10 protein-coding genes are annotated in these 17,927 nt (G+C 38.2%); 6 read left to right on the top strand and 4 right to left on the bottom strand.

All coding sequences use genetic code 11. The features are described 5' to 3' along the window. Positions 1 to 51: 51 nt before the first annotated feature. Positions 52 to 2,673, bottom strand: coding sequence for a cyanophycin synthetase (gene cphA / locus ACO1QW_RS09240; RefSeq protein ID WP_486257797.1), 2,622 nt, complete (start codon positions 2,671 to 2,673; stop codon positions 52 to 54). 98 nt (positions 2,674 to 2,771) lie between these two features. Here cphA and ACO1QW_RS09245 point away from each other — a divergent pair, with 98 nt between their 5' ends. Both ACO1QW_RS09245 and ACO1QW_RS09250 read left to right on the top strand, forming a co-directional pair. Next, positions 2,772 to 3,689 carry a cyanophycinase gene (locus ACO1QW_RS09245; RefSeq protein WP_486257799.1) on the top strand — a complete coding sequence of 306 codons (918 nt, stop codon included), beginning with the start codon at positions 2,772 to 2,774 and terminating at the stop codon, positions 3,687 to 3,689. A gap of 21 nt (positions 3,690 to 3,710) precedes the next feature. Continuing rightward, positions 3,711 to 4,376: an SGNH/GDSL hydrolase family protein gene (locus tag ACO1QW_RS09250; RefSeq protein ID WP_486257802.1), complete on the top strand. Its 666-nt coding sequence runs from the start codon at positions 3,711 to 3,713 to the stop codon at positions 4,374 to 4,376. Here the strand turns inward: ACO1QW_RS09250 and tyrS are convergent. Then, positions 4,373 to 5,650 (bottom strand): tyrosine--tRNA ligase, encoded by a 1,278-nt coding sequence (gene tyrS, locus ACO1QW_RS09255; protein ID WP_486257804.1) that lies wholly within the window; start codon positions 5,648 to 5,650, stop codon positions 4,373 to 4,375. The genes ACO1QW_RS09250 and tyrS overlap by 4 nt on opposite strands. 221 nt (positions 5,651 to 5,871) lie before the next feature. Here tyrS and ACO1QW_RS09260 point away from each other — a divergent pair, with 221 nt between their 5' ends. From ACO1QW_RS09260 to ACO1QW_RS09270, 3 genes are all read left to right on the top strand, one after another. Then, complete coding sequence (locus ACO1QW_RS09260) at positions 5,872 to 6,990, top strand: putative type IX sorting system protein PorV2 (protein WP_486257806.1); 1,119 nt, start codon at positions 5,872 to 5,874, stop codon at positions 6,988 to 6,990. 5 nt (positions 6,991 to 6,995) lie between these two features. Beyond that, entirely contained in the window at positions 6,996 to 12,059 is a 5,064-nt protein-coding gene (porU2, locus tag ACO1QW_RS09265; RefSeq protein ID WP_486257808.1) for a putative type IX secretion system sortase PorU2, read from the top strand. A 145-nt stretch (positions 12,060 to 12,204) separates the two neighbouring features. Next, positions 12,205 to 13,722 carry a sulfatase-like hydrolase/transferase gene (locus ACO1QW_RS09270; protein ID WP_486257810.1) on the top strand — a complete coding sequence of 506 codons (1,518 nt, stop codon included), beginning with the start codon at positions 12,205 to 12,207 and terminating at the stop codon, positions 13,720 to 13,722. An 8-nt stretch (positions 13,723 to 13,730) separates the two neighbouring features. Here ACO1QW_RS09270 and ACO1QW_RS09275 read toward each other — a convergent pair whose 3' ends face one another. Both ACO1QW_RS09275 and ACO1QW_RS09280 read right to left on the bottom strand, forming a co-directional pair. Beyond that, positions 13,731 to 14,840: a hypothetical protein gene (locus tag ACO1QW_RS09275; protein WP_486257812.1), complete on the bottom strand. Its 1,110-nt coding sequence runs from the start codon at positions 14,838 to 14,840 to the stop codon at positions 13,731 to 13,733. Further along, positions 14,837 to 16,945, bottom strand: coding sequence for a hypothetical protein (locus ACO1QW_RS09280; protein WP_486257814.1), 2,109 nt, complete (start codon positions 16,943 to 16,945; stop codon positions 14,837 to 14,839). Before ACO1QW_RS09280 ends, ACO1QW_RS09275 begins: the two co-directional genes overlap by 4 nt. Before the next feature lie 74 nt (positions 16,946 to 17,019). Between ACO1QW_RS09280 and ACO1QW_RS09285 the strand changes: the two genes are divergently transcribed. Beyond that, a complete protein-coding gene (locus tag ACO1QW_RS09285; protein WP_486257816.1) occupies positions 17,020 to 17,925 on the top strand; it encodes a class I SAM-dependent methyltransferase in 906 nt (301 codons plus the stop codon). Positions 17,926 to 17,927: the final 2 nt, after the last annotated feature.

Raw genomic sequence — 17,927 nt, forward strand, 5'->3', positions numbered from 1 at the left:
CTGCAAAAATAAGGTTCAATAGATGATCAACCAAAAAATTTATAAAATTGATCAGCTCCTGTCGTCACGGTCTTTCAGTTCCTTGATCTTGTCCAAAGCTCCCGCCACCACATCGCACATTATGGTGTATAGAGCGCCTTGTTTGGGATTTGCATAAATATATTCCAGTGCCTCATTTTCATTCGCAATTTTCATAACAGGAATTGTTTTGTTCACCTTGCGGATGCCTTCTTCAAGCAGGTCCATGATTTCTTCAGCTGTACGACCACGGAGGTTTTTATCGCAACGCATAATGATCTCATCAAAGTACTTCGCACTTATTTCTCCAAGTTCACGAATGTCTTCATCTCTACGGTCACCTGTTCCGCTGATAACTCCGACTTTATACTTGTAATCAAGTTTGTTTACAAATTCGCAAAGCAATTGAAGTCCGTGCGGATTGTGTGCAAAATCAGCAAGGAAAGTATAATTTTTAAAATGGAAAAAATTCAACCGACCTGGAGTTAAACTTTCACCCGGAATAAATGTGAGTAATCCCTGCCGAATATCATCAATGCTGATATCACGATACAGATAAGTGGCGAGCACAGCCGGTAAGCAATTGGCGATATTATGCACTGCCTTTCCCTGGTACGTCAATGGAATATCTTTCGCCGCCATCACACGAATTTTCCATGTGCCTTTCATAATGCTGATGAAACCATTTTCATATACGGTTGCCAAACCACCAGCAGCACAATGTTCTTTAATTCTGGGATTATTTTCATCCATGCTGAAAAAAGCAACATTACACTTCAGGTCATCTTTCATCTTATACACCAAATTATCTTCGGCATTGAGAATAGCATAGCCATGCGGAAAAACCGTTTCAGGAACAACTGCTTTTACTTTCGCCATTTGTTCAACAGTGTTAATGCCGCCGAGGCCAATATGATCCGCAGCAACATTTGTTACAATGGCTACGTCACAATTCTGAAATGCAAGACCTGATTTTAAAATACCACCTCTTGCACACTCGAGTACGGCAAAGTCAACTGTTGGATCTTTTAATACAAATGTTGATGAAACAGGCCCGGTACAATCACCTTTCATCATTAAATGATTCTGGATATAAACGCCATCACTAGTTGTGTAACCTACCTTTTTACCTGCACTCTTTGCAATATGTGCAGTTAAACGTGTAGTGGTTGTCTTTCCGTTAGTTCCTGTAATGGCAATAATAGGAATGCGGCCAACACTTCCTTTCGGAAACAGCATGTCAATTACAGGTTCTGCTACATTGCGTGGCAAACCTTCAGCCGGATCGATATGCATACGGAAACCAGGTGCTGCATTTACTTCAAGTATGGCTCCTCCATTTTCACTCACTGGTGATCGTAAATCGGTAGCCATAATATCAATGCCGCAAATATCAAGACCAATGATTTTGCTGATTCGTTCGCACATAAACACATTTGCCGGATGTACCTCATCGGTTACATCAGTTGAAGTGCCGCCGGTTGAAAGATTTGCTGTTGTTTTTAACAACACCAATTCGCCTTTTGCCGGAACAGTTTCCAACGTGTAGCCTTTTTCTTCCAGCATTTTCATTGTGCTGCCATCAACAGTTATTTGTGTCAATACTTTTTCATGACCATAGCCACGACGGGGATCTTTGTTGGTTTCATCAATCAGCCATTGAATAGTATGTTCGTCATCACCTATTACACTTGCCGGTGTACGCAATGCGGCACAAATAAATTTGTGATTGATGACCAGTATACGAAAATCAAAACCTGTAATGAATCGTTCAACAATTACGCTGCGGCTATAAGCCTTTGCAGCTTCAAATGCTTTTAATGCCTGTTCTTTATTGGTGATGTTGGTAGTATTTCCTTTACCGTGATTGCCATCGATAGGTTTTATCACTAATGGATAACCAAATCTTTCAATCGCTTCATCCAATCCAACTTCAGTGCGTATAACTGTTCCTCTTGGTACAGGAATTTCAGCGGCTTCCAGCAACAGTTTTGTTTCTTCTTTATCACATGCAATATCAACAGCGATGTTTGAAGTAGTGGATGCAATGGTTGCACGAATACGTTTTTGATGTACACCATAACCCAACTGCACAAGGCTTTGCTTGTTTAACCGTATGTAAGGGATATTTCGCTTTGCAGCTTCATCAACAATACAACCTGTGGAAGGGCCAAGCCTTGTATCTTCCCTTATCTCTCTCAGCTTTTGAATGTCCTCCTCCAGATTATATTCTTCGGATGCAACTAATGCTTCTGCAATTCGTACCGCAGCTTTTGCTGCATACACCCCCGCATCTTCTTCAAGGTAGGTGAACACCACATAATACACACCTTCCTTTTCGTTGGCAGTTCTTGTTCTGCCAAAGCCAGTATCCATCCCTGCGAGTGTTTGCAATTCCAATGCAATATGTTCAATCACATGTCCCATCCAGGTGCCTTCGTCAACCCGTTGAAAAAAGCCACCCGGTTTGCCAACACTGCAACGATGACTATACATGCTGGGAAATAGCTTTTCTAATCGTTCACGAAAACCGGCTATATGATTAGTGGGGCGTTGTTCCAGTTCTTCAAGGTCGAGTTTCATCTGGATGAGTTTTGTACGTCGTACACTCCAATAGTTAGGACCACGAAGAATTTTAATTTCAAGAACTTGCATAAATAAGGTGATTGATGTGTCTCCCAATATATCAAAATTTATCCGATGCTGTTGATAAATGCAGGGAAGCACAGGAAATATTTTCCCCTTAAATTTGTTTGAAACTAAAATCTCAACCATTGCAGTATCCAAAAGGAAAACTGATCGCAATTGGCGGTGCAGAAGATAAAGGAACCGATCTTGAAGCGGGAGAAATCAACCGCAATAATCTTAATTTTTTCGAGCTGGGCATTCTCAGGCGGGTAGTTGAAGAAGCCGGCGGCATTGATGCCCGTATTGAAGTAATTACAACTGCTTCAACTATACCTTATGAAGTGGGCGATAACTATATGAATGCATTTGGAAAAATTGGGTGTACAAATATTGGTGTGCTACATATTCGTAACAGGCAGGATACTGCAAATGCTGAATATTTAGAACGTATTAAGACCTGCGATGCGGTTATGTTTTCAGGTGGTAATCAAATGCGGTTAAGTGTAACCGATGGAGGAACGGAATTTTTAGCGATCCTGAAAAAACGTTACCACGAAGAGGAAGGATTTGTAGTTGCCGGAACATCAGCTGGTGCTATGGCTATGAGTAAGACAATGATCTATGAAGGAAACGCAGCACGTGCTTATTTAAAAGGTGAAGTGAAAATGACAACTGGGTTAGGTTTTATTGATCATGTTATTATCGATAGTCATTTTGAAAAACGTGGACGTTTTGTTCGATTAACCCAAGCGGTTGCCACAAATCCATCTTGCATTGGCATTGGCTTGGGAGAAGATACAGGTATGCTCATCACCGAAGGAAATAAGATGGAAGCAATTGGTAGTGGGTTAGTGATTATTATTGACGGACATGATATGATGCATTCGAATATTGCGGACATTCCCGATGGAAATCCGATCAGCATTGAAAACCTAAGAGTACATTTCTGCGAAAAAGGAAATGGCTACATGGTAAAAGAGCGTCAGTTTTTAATGGAAGCGAAAGATGGAGCATTGATTAAAAAACAAGTACACGTAGAGTAATAAAACGATTCAATCAACTGTATGAAAAAAGTATTTTTATTCGCTATTTCAGTTCTGATGCTTATGGCATTTAAAGGTCAGGAAAAGATCAAAGTTATTTTCTTTGGTGATTCAATTACACAGGCAGGAGTTAATCCCGGAGGTTATGTAAAACGTATCGACAGCATGGCACGTGCTCAAGGGAAAATGAATTATGATTTAATTGGTGCCGGTATTGGCGGCAATAAAATTTATGATCTCTATCTGCGTATGGAAGATGATGTGCTGGCAAAAAATCCAAATGTTGTTGTGCTGTACATCGGAGTAAATGATGTGTGGCATAAAGCTTCATCAGGAACAGGAACAGATCCAGATAAATTTGCAAAGTTTTATCAAGCGGTGATCGATAAGATTAAAGCAAAAAATGCAAAGATCATTTTGTGTACTCCGGCGGTAATAGGAGAAAAGACTGATGGCAGCAATCAGCAGGATGGTGATTTAACAGAATATAGTAAAATCATTCGGGGACTTGCACAAAAGAATGGCTTGCCATTGGTTGATTTACGAAAAGCATTTATCGACTACAACAATAAAAACAATAAAGAGAATAAAGACCGTGGCATCTTAACTACTGACAGGGTTCATTTAAACGCAATCGGCAACCAATTGGTCGCCGATGAAATATGGAAAGCTATTCAGGCTCTTTAAACAGCCGATACCAGATAATAATTTTTCTTTCCTTTCTGTACAAGTAAGTATTTGCTATGCAGCAACAATGAATTATCGATTTTCATATCGATTGCTTCAACTTTTTTACGGTTAATGCTTACGCCACCACCTTGCACTGTTTTGCGAGCTTCACCTTTACTGGGGAAAATGGTTGTTTCTGCTAAGAACGAAACAACATCAATACCTTCTTGCAACTTGTCAGCAGAAAAATCAAACTTCACCACACCTTCCATTGCTTCTAGATCATCCACACTCAAACTCTCAGCTGATGCTGTTTGATTAGCGAATAATTTTTCTGTAGTTGCAATCGCTTCCCTTAATGCTTCATCGCCATGCACAAATTTTGTTACTTCTTCCGCCAAACGTTTTTGGAGAATCCGTTTGCCGGGATCGCTGTTATGCTCGATGATCAAACCATCCACTTCTTCTTTTTCAAGAAAAGTGAAAATTTTGATCCATCCTTGGGCATCGGCATCACTAGCATTTAACCAGAATTGATAAAATTGGTAAGGAGTTGTTTTGGTTGAATCCAACCAAATGTTGCCTTGTTCGGTTTTTCCAAACTTGGTGCCATCTGCTTTTTTGATGAGCGGACAAGTAAATGCAAATGCTTCACCATTTACTTTCCGGCGAATGAGTTCGGTGCCGGTTGTAATGTTTCCCCACTGATCGCTACCACCCATTTGCAGTTTGCAATTCTTATGTTCATACAGCCAATAAAAATCGTAACCCTGCATTAGTTGGTATGCAAACTCGGTATAACTTAAACCCACTTCGCTTTCAATCCTCTTCTTTACACTATCCTTTGCCATCATGTAATTGATGGTAATATGCTTTCCTGTATCACGCAAAAAATCAATAAACGATATGCTTTTGAACCAGTCGTAATTATTCGCCATTTCAGCAGCATTGGCTTTGGCAGGATCAAAATCAAGGAATTTTTCGAGCTGGGCTTTTACGCCGGCGACATTTTTATTCAAAGTGTCTTCATTCAGTAAATTTCTTTCCTGGCTCTTTCCGCTGGGGTCGCCAATCATACCGGTGGCACCTCCCACCAATGCAATGGGTTTATGCCCGGCTTTCTGGAAGTGAACAAGCAATAAGATGGGGACAAGACTGCCAATATGGAGGCTATCGGCCGTGGGGTCGAAGCCAATATAAGCGGTGGTCATCTCTTTTTTCAGTTGTTCCTCTGTGCCTGGCATGATGTCCTGTATCATCCCTCTCCATCTTAATTCTTCGATCAAATGCATGATTTATAGCGATATTTTCCGCAAAAGTAGGGCAGTAGAAGGCATTTTGCTAAAATGGAGCAATAAAGCCTGTAAATCAACGTTTCGAATAGCTGGTACTTTCTTAAACAGAGTTTGCTTTGGGCAAGATTATGTTTACTTTTGTCTTTGCCTTGAGCAGCTTTCGAAAGAGAGTATGTCTCTTTAATAAGAAACTAATTGTTTATCTGAAAACTGACCGGATGATAACCCGATTAACCCTGATCCTATCTGTAACCCTACTGTATTGCGTAAACTCTCTTGCGCAAATCCGTATTTACTCCAACGAATTTTTAAATATTGGTGCTGGTTCCCGTGCTTTTGGTATGGGTGGGGCACAAGTTGCATCAGTTAGCGATGCCACTGCCGGCTATTGGAATCCAGCTGGACTAACCGCAGTTAAAAATGATCCTTCTTTATCGTTAATGCATGCTGAATATTTTGCCGGCATCGGTAAGTATGATTTTGGCGCATTAGCCATTCCTGTTGCAAACAATAAACGTACAATCGGTCTTTCTTTCTTACGTTTTGCAGTAGATGATATACCTAATACACTTTATTTGATTGAACCTGACGGCAGTGTTAACTATGCAAATCTCCGTTCATTTTCTTCAGCAGATTATGCAGTGATTTTATCCGTCGCTCAAAAAATTAAAGAGACAGAAAATAAATCGATGAGCGTAGGTGTAAATGCAAAAGTGATCCATCGTAAAGTTGGGAGCTTTGCAACTGCCTGGGGTTTTGGATTGGATGTTGGTTTTCAGATGAAAGGAAAAAACTGGTCGGTGGGTGCTGCAGCAAGGGATATCACTACCACATTCAATGCATGGTCGTTTAACTTTACTGAAAGAGAAAAAGAAGTACTGTTTCTTACAAATAATGAAATACCTGTCAAGTCAACAGAGTTAACAGCGCCACGTTTGGTAATTGGTGGTGCATACGATTTTCGTTTCCGTAAAAATCTTTCACTAAAAGCAGAAGTTAATCTTGATCTCACGTTTGATGGACAGCGGAATACTGTTATTAGCTCGGATGTGATCAATGCTGATCCGAGAATTGGAGCGGAGTTAAATATTAAAAATGTATTCTTCCTGCGTGGAGGAATTTTTAATTTTCAGAAAACACTTGCTGATGGTGATACACTTAATCAAAAGAAAGTGTGGATTTATCAACCGGGTGCAGGTGCTGGTTTTAAACTCGGCAATTCTTTTTATGTTGATTATGCTTTTACAAATTTGGCTAACCAATCAAACCCGTTATATACACATATCGTATCGCTTCGTCTCGACCTTATGAAACCTAAAAACCAAAAGAAAAAATAACTAGCATGAAACGCTTTTTACTTTCCGTTACCATATTGCTCTGTGCTGTTTCAGCCGCTACCGCTCAATCGTATATGAATGAGTGGATTGATTTTAATAAAACCTATTACAAGTTTAAGGTTGGTGCTACCGGTGTTTACCGCATTTCACAAGCGCAGCTCAGCGCTATGGGCATTGCGAATGCAGATGCGGCACATTTTCAATTGTGGCGCAACGGTCAGCAGGTGCCGGTTTATACATGTGCTGCAAGCGGTACCATTCCTTCCAATGGTTTTATTGAATTTTGGGGACAGGTTAATGATGGTAAATGGGAGAAGAGAATGTATTTAGAGCCTGGGTACCAGATAAATGATAACTGGAGCTTGTTTACTGATACCTCTTCATATTTTCTTACAGTAAATACAAACGCAGCGCAAAACAGCCGTTTTGTGCAAACAACAAATGATCTTTCATCAGCCTTACCGGCTGAGCCTTATTTTATTCACAAAGCGGCTCTTTACTATCGCAACATAATCAATCAAGGATTTGCTGCTGTTATTGGAAGTTATGTTTATTCCTCTTCTTTTGATAGAGGCGAAGGTTTTACAAGTGTAGAGTTTAATGCAACAAGTCCGTTGCCGTCAAATCAAACAAATTTATATGTCGCAGCTTCGTCAGGAGAGCCGGCAAAGCTCAAGTTTTCTGCAGCGGGCCGTACACTTAATACCCGCTCAATTACTGCCTTTGTCAACGGTACTCAGGTGATGGACAGAGCGATGAATTACTTCAATTCACTTGTTAACGAAACAAGCGACAATATTCCAGTATCAATTCTAAGTTCAAATTCTGCAAATGTCGAATTTAGAATTTCCACCACTGACACGTTACCGCAATTTAATAGGGCAGTGATAGGGATGTACGAACTCAGTTATCCTCGTCAATTTAATTTTGGAGGACAAACAAATTTTGAGTTTGAACTACCTGCCAGCGCAAGTGGTAACAATCTTGTGATCGATAATTTTAATTTTGGAGGAGCTGTTGCTCCAGTTTTGTACGATCTCACAAATGGTTTGCGCATAACAGCTAGTATTGTTTCGCCTACACAAGTGAGGGTTGTTCTTCCTGCATCATCTGCAGATCGCAAATTGGTACTTGTAAGTCAGGAAGTCGGCAATATCCGGTCAATAACAAATTTCACTGCCCGCAATTTTACAAACTATGCATTAGCAGGAAATCAGGGCAATTATATAATTATATCTAATCCCCAACTTTATGCAGATGCAGGCGGCATAAATCAGGTAGAGCAATATCGTTTATATCGTAGCAGCAATATTGGTGGAGGATACAACGCAAAAATCTATGACGTTCAGGACATACTTGATCAGTTCGGATACGGAGTAAAAAATAATGGTTATGCGATCAAGAATTTTCTTCGTTTTGCGTATTCTGGGTTTGCTCAAAAACCGTCTTACTGTTTAATTATTGGTAAAGGGGTTGTTTATACTAATTATCGCTCCTTGGAGAACACACCGACAATTGATCAACTAAATATGGTGCCTAGTTTTGGAAATCCCGCTTCCGATATGTCTCTGGCTTCTCCAGAAGGAAGTATTGTTCCCAAAATTCCAATTGGACGTTTAACAGTTGTAAACGGTAATGAAATAAAAGCTTATCTGGACAAAGTGAAAACGTATGAATCATTTTACAACACAAAGTCCTGTGTAGTAAATGATGAATTATGGAAGAAAAATGTAATTCACGTTGCTGGAGCGAATGACTATTTGGGTGACCAGATACGGTTTTATCTCAATCAGTATGGCAATGTTTTAAAAGACACTTCCTTCGGCGCCAATATTTATTCCTTACAGAAAACGGGCGTTGCCGCTGTTCAAACTATAGCTAGTGCAAATATTAACAGGATGTTCCAGGAAGGATTTTCTCTTTTAACCTATTTCGGTCACTCATCTCCTTCCACCTTAGAATATAATTTATCTGACCCTACAAGTTATCCGTCCATCGGAAAATATCCCATCATGCTGGTAAATGGATGTCAGGCGGGTAATATGTTTTTATCTGATGCTTCGAGACTTACGGGTAATATGATTATAACGGAACGATGGGTGCTGACTCCTAATCGGGGGTCCATAGCATTCATTGCGTCAACCCACTTGGGCATTGTGAACTATTTGCATTTATACACGGAAGAATTTTATAATCAATTGGCGAAATCGGAAATGTATGGAGAATCAATCGGCAGGATAATGGCTAACGTAAACGATACTTTATCACGTGTGTATTCTTTTAATGATTTTTATGTTCGCATGCACATGGAAGAAATTACGCTGCACGGCGATCCTGCAATACGTTTTTATGAACAAGCCAAAGCTGATTATGCCGTTGAGTCGTCTATGGTGAAAGTGTCTCCGGAATTTATTTCAATTGCGGAATCAAGTTTTGATGCTAAAATCAAATTCGTAAATATTGGTAAGGCCACCGAGGATTCTGTTCGTTTAAGGGTAACAAGAATATTTCCAAGTGGTAAATCGGTTGTGGTTTATGATCAAAAAAACAGGAGGGTGCCCTACGCCGATTCAATAATTCTACAGTTGCCTATAGATCCCTTCAGAGATAAAGGGACAAATAAGCTGAAAGTGGAGATAGATCCGGACAATCTTATCGATGAATCCTGTGAAACAAATAACACTGTTACAAAAGAAATATTCATTTTTGAAGATGAAGTAAGACCCGTTTATCCTTATAATTATTCGATAATTAATAAACAGAATATAACTTATTATGCTTCCACTGCCAATCCATTAGGCACCTCCAGGAAATATTATTTCGAGTTAGATACAACACAAAATTTTAATTCAGGGTTGCGGAAAGTCGATTCAGTTACTTCTGTCGGTGGCTCAATTTCATTCAAGCCAACTGGTTTTAATTTTAAAGATAGCAGCGTTTACTACTGGCGTGTTGGAATGCGGCCGGAAGCAAATTCAGGCATACTCTGGAATGATTTCAGCTTTGTATATATTCCTGGCTCAGAAACCGGATTTAATCAATCGCATTACTTCCAACACAAGCAAAGCACTTATAATTATATGGTGATGGACCCAGCTACACGTTTAATGACTTTTGATTCAACAGTCAGAAAAGTACAGATTAGAACGGGTATCCATCCTTATCATATCGAAGGAAGTATTGACGTTGCAATAGATTTCACAAACATAGAAAGGTACGGCTGCCGATATGGATCATTTCAGATTTATGTTTTTGATGGCAAAACGCTGGAACCAATGCGTAATACTTTTGGCGGTGCACCAGGATTGTATAATAGTTTGACTACCTGCGGTGAGGGCCCACGTATTTTCTTTGAATATTCATACACGCAGCAGGCATCAAGAATAAATGCCATTAATTTTCTCAAAAATATTATTAAGGATGGCGATTATGTTGTCATCACAAATCTGGGTTCAAATCAACTTGCAATAACTGATACTGCGGCCCTTAAATCTGATCAGGCCGTATTGGGAGTTGGTAATTCGCTTTATCACACATTGAGAAATGCAGGGATAACTGAAATTGATAATTTCAAAAGTAACCTGCCAATAATCTTTGCCTATAGGAAAAACATACCTGCTTTTCTCCCGCAACAAAAAACAGGGCTTGTGAACGAAGCAATTAGCGACGTTATTGAAGTTCCTGCATATTTCACTACAGGTACAGTCGAATCTCCTTGGTTTGGACCAGTTAAAACCTGGAAAGATTTAAAATGGAATGGATATTCACTTGAAACAACTCCAAATGCCGATACAACAAGTCTTGATATTATTGGCCGAACCAGTACCGGGATTGAAGTGCTTTTGTCAACTGTTACCGAAGCAAGAGACACGAGCCTTTCATTTATTAATCCATCAGCCTTCCCATATCTTAAACTGCGTTTGCATAATAAAGACGACAAGAAAATAACTCCATACCAACTCAGTAAATGGAGGCTCTATGCGGATTATGTGCCGGAAGGAGCAATTGCTCCCAATGTGGTATTTAATTTTAAGGACACTTTTGACTTGGGTGAGCCCATGAATTTTTCGATAGCGTTCCGGAATGTAAGTGAAACGGCTTTTGACAGTTTGAGGCTTAAACTTGTTGTAACAAATCAAAATAACGTGCCCATTTCAATTGTTCTTCCTAAAAAGAAACCCTTACTGTCGGGAGATTCAATTGTAGTATCATATTCTTTTGATAGCAAAGATTTTGTAGGACTCAATACGCTTTATCTGATGGTTAATCCGGATGATGATCAGCCGGAGCAATTCCTGTTTAATAACTTTGTTTTTAAGAATTTTTATGTTAAGCCTGATGCCTATAAACCATGGCTTGATGTGACGTTTGATGGAACCCATATTCTTAATAGGGATATTGTTTCTTCGAAACCGCATATTTTCGTTCAGTTGAAAGATGACAGTCGATTTCTTGCGCTGGATGATACATCCGGAATGAAAATACAGATACGTTACCCCGATAATATATTACGTGATTACAAGCCGCAATCGGATTCGGTGAAGTTTACACCGGCAAACCTTGCAACCGGAAATAATTCTGCAACAATCGATCTGTTTCCAAAATTTTTGCAGGATGGGGAATATGAACTGATTGTAACTGGTACAGATAAAAGCGGAAATAAAGCCGGAGAGCTTGAATATAAAGTTTCATTCCAGGTGATCAACAAGCCAATGATTTCTAATTTACTAAACTATCCAAATCCATTTACAACATCTACCGCTTTTGTATTTACCATTACCGGCTCAGAGATTCCACAGAATATGCGTATACAGATCCTGACGATTACGGGTAAAGTTGTAAGAGAAATTACAAAAGCGGAACTAGGTTCTCTTAGAATAGGAAGAAATATTACAGATTTTAAATGGGATGGAACCGATCAGTTTGGTAATAAACTCGCAAATGGCATTTATCTCTACAGGGTTATTACTAATCACAATGGTAAGGCGCTGGATAAATACAAGGCAGAGGGCGATAATACTGACCAGTATTTTAATAAGGGATATGGAAAAATGTATCTTATGCGTTAAAAATCAATGCGAATTTTATAGTTGGCGACCGAAGTGATTCGTGTCGCCATTTTTTTGCCTCCATGTATTTTGAAATGAGCCGTTCGCCAACCATACAAATAAGTTGAAGCAATAATGAATATATTGCGTTATTAAAATCATTTGAATGACTTCTCACTTGGTGAGCAATAACCGATTGTTAATAGCTTTATTGAGTTCCTCTTATTTATGGTCGTTACCTCTTTATTTTATTTTGGATGCAGTCAATAAGTTTTGGGGTTTTATACCAGGTTATACATGCCTAATTGTTTTTGTGATAGTATCGGGTTCAGCAACATTAATGTTTTTCTTTTTTAAAAAATTTGTTGATGATGCTTTTGCTTCTTTAATATCGGTTTGGTTGCTTATTCATTACCTGTTTTTTAAAGTTATAAAGGAACATGTCGTTGCATTTACATCGGTCAGTTTGTATCAATATAAGTTTTACTTGCCTCTTATTTTGCTGATTTCATTACTTTTTTTTCTTTTTATTAAGCGACTTGGAAACCAAAAACAGGCCAGGCTAAATTTATACATCAATACCATGCTTGTTGTTTTTTTCTTTGCTGAAGCGGGTAAATTAGGTTTTAATCTTTTTTCCGGAAAAGTGCCTGTTGTAACTACGAGTGCTCCAAAACTTAAGCCACTTCAAACTACGGATCGTCCAAACGTTTATTTGCTTTTGATGGATGAATACCAAGGTTCCCAAACAAGTAGCAACTATTTTAATTTTAAAAATGATCAGTTTATTTATGGGCTTAAGAAAAGAAACTTTTTTGTTGCAGAAAAACCTTCCAGTAATTATAATTTGACGCCGTTTTCGGTTCTTTCCTTATTGAATATGGGTTATATCAGCGGGGTGTCCGATAAAAATATTTCATCGGGATTGGCATTTAACATGTGCTCCACTGCAATTAAAAAAAACCAAGTGGCAGGTTTTTTTAAATCCGCTGGGTATAACATTGTCAACAATAGTTTTTTTTCTGTTGGAAGTGCAGGGAGGGTTAGGCGGCTGTTTTTGCCCACTGAAGAACGATTAATGCTTGATAAAACATTTGGAAACATTTTCATAAATGATTTGGCTGCATCTTTTCAATCGAACAGCTTTCATAAGCTAATTGGAGATGGCCCTGTAAAAACTGATTTGTATAATGAAAATATTATTTCGCAGACCAAGAACGCAGCAAGCAAATACAAGCAGCCATTTTTTCTGTACTCTCATTTCATGATGCCCCATTTTCCTTATTTAAGAGATAGTACAGGACTTTTAAGAAATGTCAGGACAGCCCATTTAGAATCAAATAGCGGTCGGAATATCGAGTCTTATATAAGTTATATGAAATACACTAATAAAGTAATGATTGAAATTGTTGATGATATTTTACAAAGGGATCCCGGAGCAATTATTGTCTTAACAAGCGATCATGGCTTAAGAGAGGCGCCAAAAGGAGATGCTTTCTTTAATGAGTTTAATATTTTTTTAGCGTTACATACCCCCGAAAAAAATTACAAAGGGTTTACTGATACCACTTCACTTGTAAACGTTTTCCGGCTATTATTAAACAATCATTTTGAACAAAGCATTCCACTGTTAAAAGATTCAATGATCAATGTTAATCTCGCATTGAAAAAAAGGATGAAGTAAAAGTTAATTTATTCTCTTTTGAATCTGCAAATAAAATGGTCGATCAAAATGACGGACAATACAATCAGAAACGGAAAAATGGCTAACGTAAATCTGTAATGCCATTCATTATAAGTTAAGGCAGTAAGGTTGGCAATTAAAAATAAGGTAACAAGAAAAAAGATAAGCAGTTGCTTTTTACTTTTCAAAACGAACAAACCTCCAATTGCAAAAAAGTAAAGTAAATAATGCAGCGACAAAATGCTGTTGTTAAGCGTTGAGTAATAAGGCCTGGTTAATGTAAAGAATGAATCCAGCTTGCGGAAGTATAAACCGATGGTTTGGACAAACCCTTTTTGCTTAAATAAGTGGGAATAGGCAGCACTTAAAGTGCTCTTTTCAATTTCATTAAATTCCGGAACGTTATAATCCGGTTTATCAATGATAACAGCACCTGCCGCAATTGGTTTAATATAGCCTCTTGTTTCAACCGGAATTAAAAAAAGAGTTGAGAACAGAAAGAGCAGGAGTATAGCTGCTACTATCCAAAATTTTGAAGTTGAGACTGTTCTTTCAGCGTATAGATAATAACAGCCAAATGTTATTGACAGGAAAATACCTGGAGGGCGGGTGAATACCTGAATAATTAAAAGAAAAAGCCAGAACATTGTTTCTGCAGATGTTTTTTTCTTTAGTGTGTAATAAAGGCAAATGCTGATAAGACACACGAAAAAGTTATCGCTAAACAGCGTTAGTGTCCAGTATTGAATTGGATAGCTGAATAAAAAGATCAGAGCCCCAATTGTAGCAACTGTATTAGTGGGCAAAATAAGGTCAATTGATTTTTTTATACAGATGGCTGCAAGCATATTAAATATAACCTGCGCAATAACTACCCCCGCAATACCGCCTATAGCGTAAAAGGGTGTAATAAAAAAGACATAGGTGCTGTAAAACAAATGATGCTTAAAAGTATAGGTAATGTTGCCTTTTAAAAATTCTTCTGAAGCAATAATGTATTTTTCTGCTTCATTCGAAGTAACAATACCCGAGTACCGGTATAGAAGATACAGGAAGAGAACATAGCCGGTGCTTATCAACAGGTATTTTGCTTTAAACGAATGAGTTAGGGTTGTCATTGCAGTAATGTTTTGAACGTAAAACGATTAATGCGTGGCCAGAATAACAGAGCAATCAGAATCAGAAACATTATCCCGGAAAAAAAAAGCGCAGCTCTGATGCTTGCCGGTTTAAAAAATAGTAGCAAGTCGTTTTCTCCTTTTTCAAGTGGTATCCCAATAAAGTTTATACCAGCTTGTTGAACCGGGAACACGCTGCCATTTTTTTTATAGTACCAGTGCGGATAGAAATTTTGCAGCATCACTAAAAAACTGGCTGTATCTGCAATGACTTTTAAATGTAATTCTCCTGTTTTGTACGAAACAATATTCTTCTGCTCTATATCTTTTGTCTTATTTGGCTTTTTTTCTGAAATCGAATTTGTAATATATACAAACGGCATGTCGGTAATGCGAAGTGTGGTGTCCTTTGCTGCTTCGAAATAGTAAGTATAGTTATTAATGAGTTTTACAGGGTATAAAGCCGGTTTGGCAGCGCCGGGTTGCTTGCTGTAAAAGCTCCAATCACCAATTAACAGTACTTCGTAATAAGGTATGGTATCATTGTCTCTTACGGCTTGTAAGGTTGGTGAGGGAATACCCTGAGGTGATTTTTTTTGAATAAACGAAATGGTTGATACCGGCACTTTTCCAACTCCTGTAAAGGGTAAGTTTAATAAAGTAGCAAGAATAATGTCTAACGATGCGATAATAAATATTTTCTTCAGTTGGTTATATTTTAATGCTCTTATTAAAAGAATGAGAAGAATGATTTGTATTATACATTGAACAAATATGGTATCGTAAATACTCGTTCTGTCAAGCAGCTTTTTAATGCTGTCACGTGATAACAGGCTTCCATTAAACTCATTCACATACTTAAACACGCTTTCCTCGCCTGATATAAGATTGATAATACTGAATAATAAAAGACCTGACAGTACTCCGACGATAGCAAAAAAATAAGGCTTCAGTTTCTTCAGGCAGCTCTCTTTTGTTTCTATAAATCGATCAAAGAAAATAACGCTGGCAATTATGAAGCATAACAAAGTAAAAATCCGGAACTCGGCATTTACTCTTACGTGGCCAAGAAGAGGTAGGAGTTTTGCCGTAAACAGTTTAAACCAACCTCCCAGTGAGATCAATAAGTAAAGGCTTCCTGTTACAAGAAAAAAAATCTGTTGTTTTGATTTTGAAGCGAACAAGGAAACGAGAAACAATAAGAACATAATAAGGCCAAAGTAAATATTCCTGAATGCCGGATCGCTTTTAAAGAAATCATCACCGCTGGTTGTTGCAAAAGGCAATATACTGCTGATCCAACTTTTCAGGTTTGTATTCTGGTTCAAACTTAGAGATAGGTCAACAGTTTGGTTTCTGTCAAAGTAGGGTATAATATCACTGTAGCCTGCAATTAAACCTGTAGAAAGTAATAACAGGAAGCCAATAAATAACAAATATAATTTTGTGCTTTTAAGTAAACCTGTCTTACCGGTTAGTTTAAAATCAGAATAGAGTTTTACGGCAACATAACCTGCAAAAAAATAGATAGCACCAATGGTAATGCCCGGATGCGCAGACGATATCAGTAAGTAAAAAAATACAGATGATAGAATGAGTGATTTCAAATTACGTTCCCGGTGCAGTTTTTCCAATGCCCACAAACACCAGGGTAAGAAAGCTGCACCACTTAACCAGTTAAGATGTTGCAGGTGTCCTACAATGTAACCATTGCACATGTATGAAATGGCGGCAATCAGTTGCACATATCTGTTCTTTGAAAAATGACCGCTAAGGAAATACATACCTATCCCACTTAACAACAAATAAATTAGCACCTCAATCGTTAATGAATAAGGATTGTACCCGGTTGTTGAAGCAATGAACCAGGTAAGCGGGCTCCAATAGGACGAACTCATATCTCCATAAAATGGCAAACCAAAAGAGATGTATGGATTCCAAAGCGGAAGCTGATGGCTGTGTATTGCCTCACCCATTAAAAAACGGGGGGGCAAATACCCAATGAACATATCGTTTTTTAATGCAAAAAGAAACGAAGCAAGCGGGGAGTAGGCAATGAGAAAAACAATTGAAATCAGTAAAATGGATTGAAATGTTTTTTTCAAGTGGACTTCGTTTTACTATAATTTAATGCTAAATTACTATTATTATAACAGGACTTAAACTGATAGCTACAAAAATGGATGCTTACCGTTGTTGCTTTTGTAAAAGCAGCCATTTGATATTAAAATACAAAGATCAATTTCATCCTTCTAATAAAGAAATTGGAAGCTACGATATTTATGAATGCAGTAGTTGCGGCTCTGCCGTTACTAATCCTGTTCCAGATGCAGGAAAGTTAGACCAATTATACAATTCATTTAGCGGCGGTATTCAGTCCTCAACCGCTGCCTTACGTAAAGTGTCACCTTTACATGCGCTATATGTTCAATTGTTGCAGCATGCTATCAGCAAAATGGAAAAAAGGATTACTTCTGATTCTGTTTTCACATGGATCGATATTGGTGCAGGTAATGGAGTACTATCTGCCCTGATTAAAAAAATGTTTCCTTATTCAATAGGTGTAGCCGTAGATTTTCATGAAAGACCAGCTCTTATTAATCATCTCGATGGAATTGATTGGATACGTGCTGATCTTAACCGGGCTGATTTGACTAAAGTATTGAACGGTCGTTCTTTTGACCTTGTGATTACGTTAGCAGTTCTAGAACATGTGCAGAATCCATCGGATTTTATATCAAAACTATTGCCTCTGATCGAGCCACAAGGTTTATTGTTTCTCGCATGCCCGGATTATTCTTCCTTTGCAAGAAAGATATTGAAAACCAAATGGCCCTATTTAATACCTGGCGAACATATTAACATCCCATCTGTTGAAGGGATGAGCTTGATGCTTGAAAATGTAGCTTCGATGTATAACACTTCGAGTTCAAAACAGTTTGTAAAACGAATATGGGTTCGCTACCCACTTCGTTATTTTTTCAATTATTTTTCGATAAACTTAATTGGAAAGCTTTTGCCACCTTCATTTTCTTTAAAATTGCCTGTAGGCGCATTAGAAGCAGGTTTTATTAAGGATAAATAATA

This window comes from Lacibacter sp. (assembly GCF_057361365.1).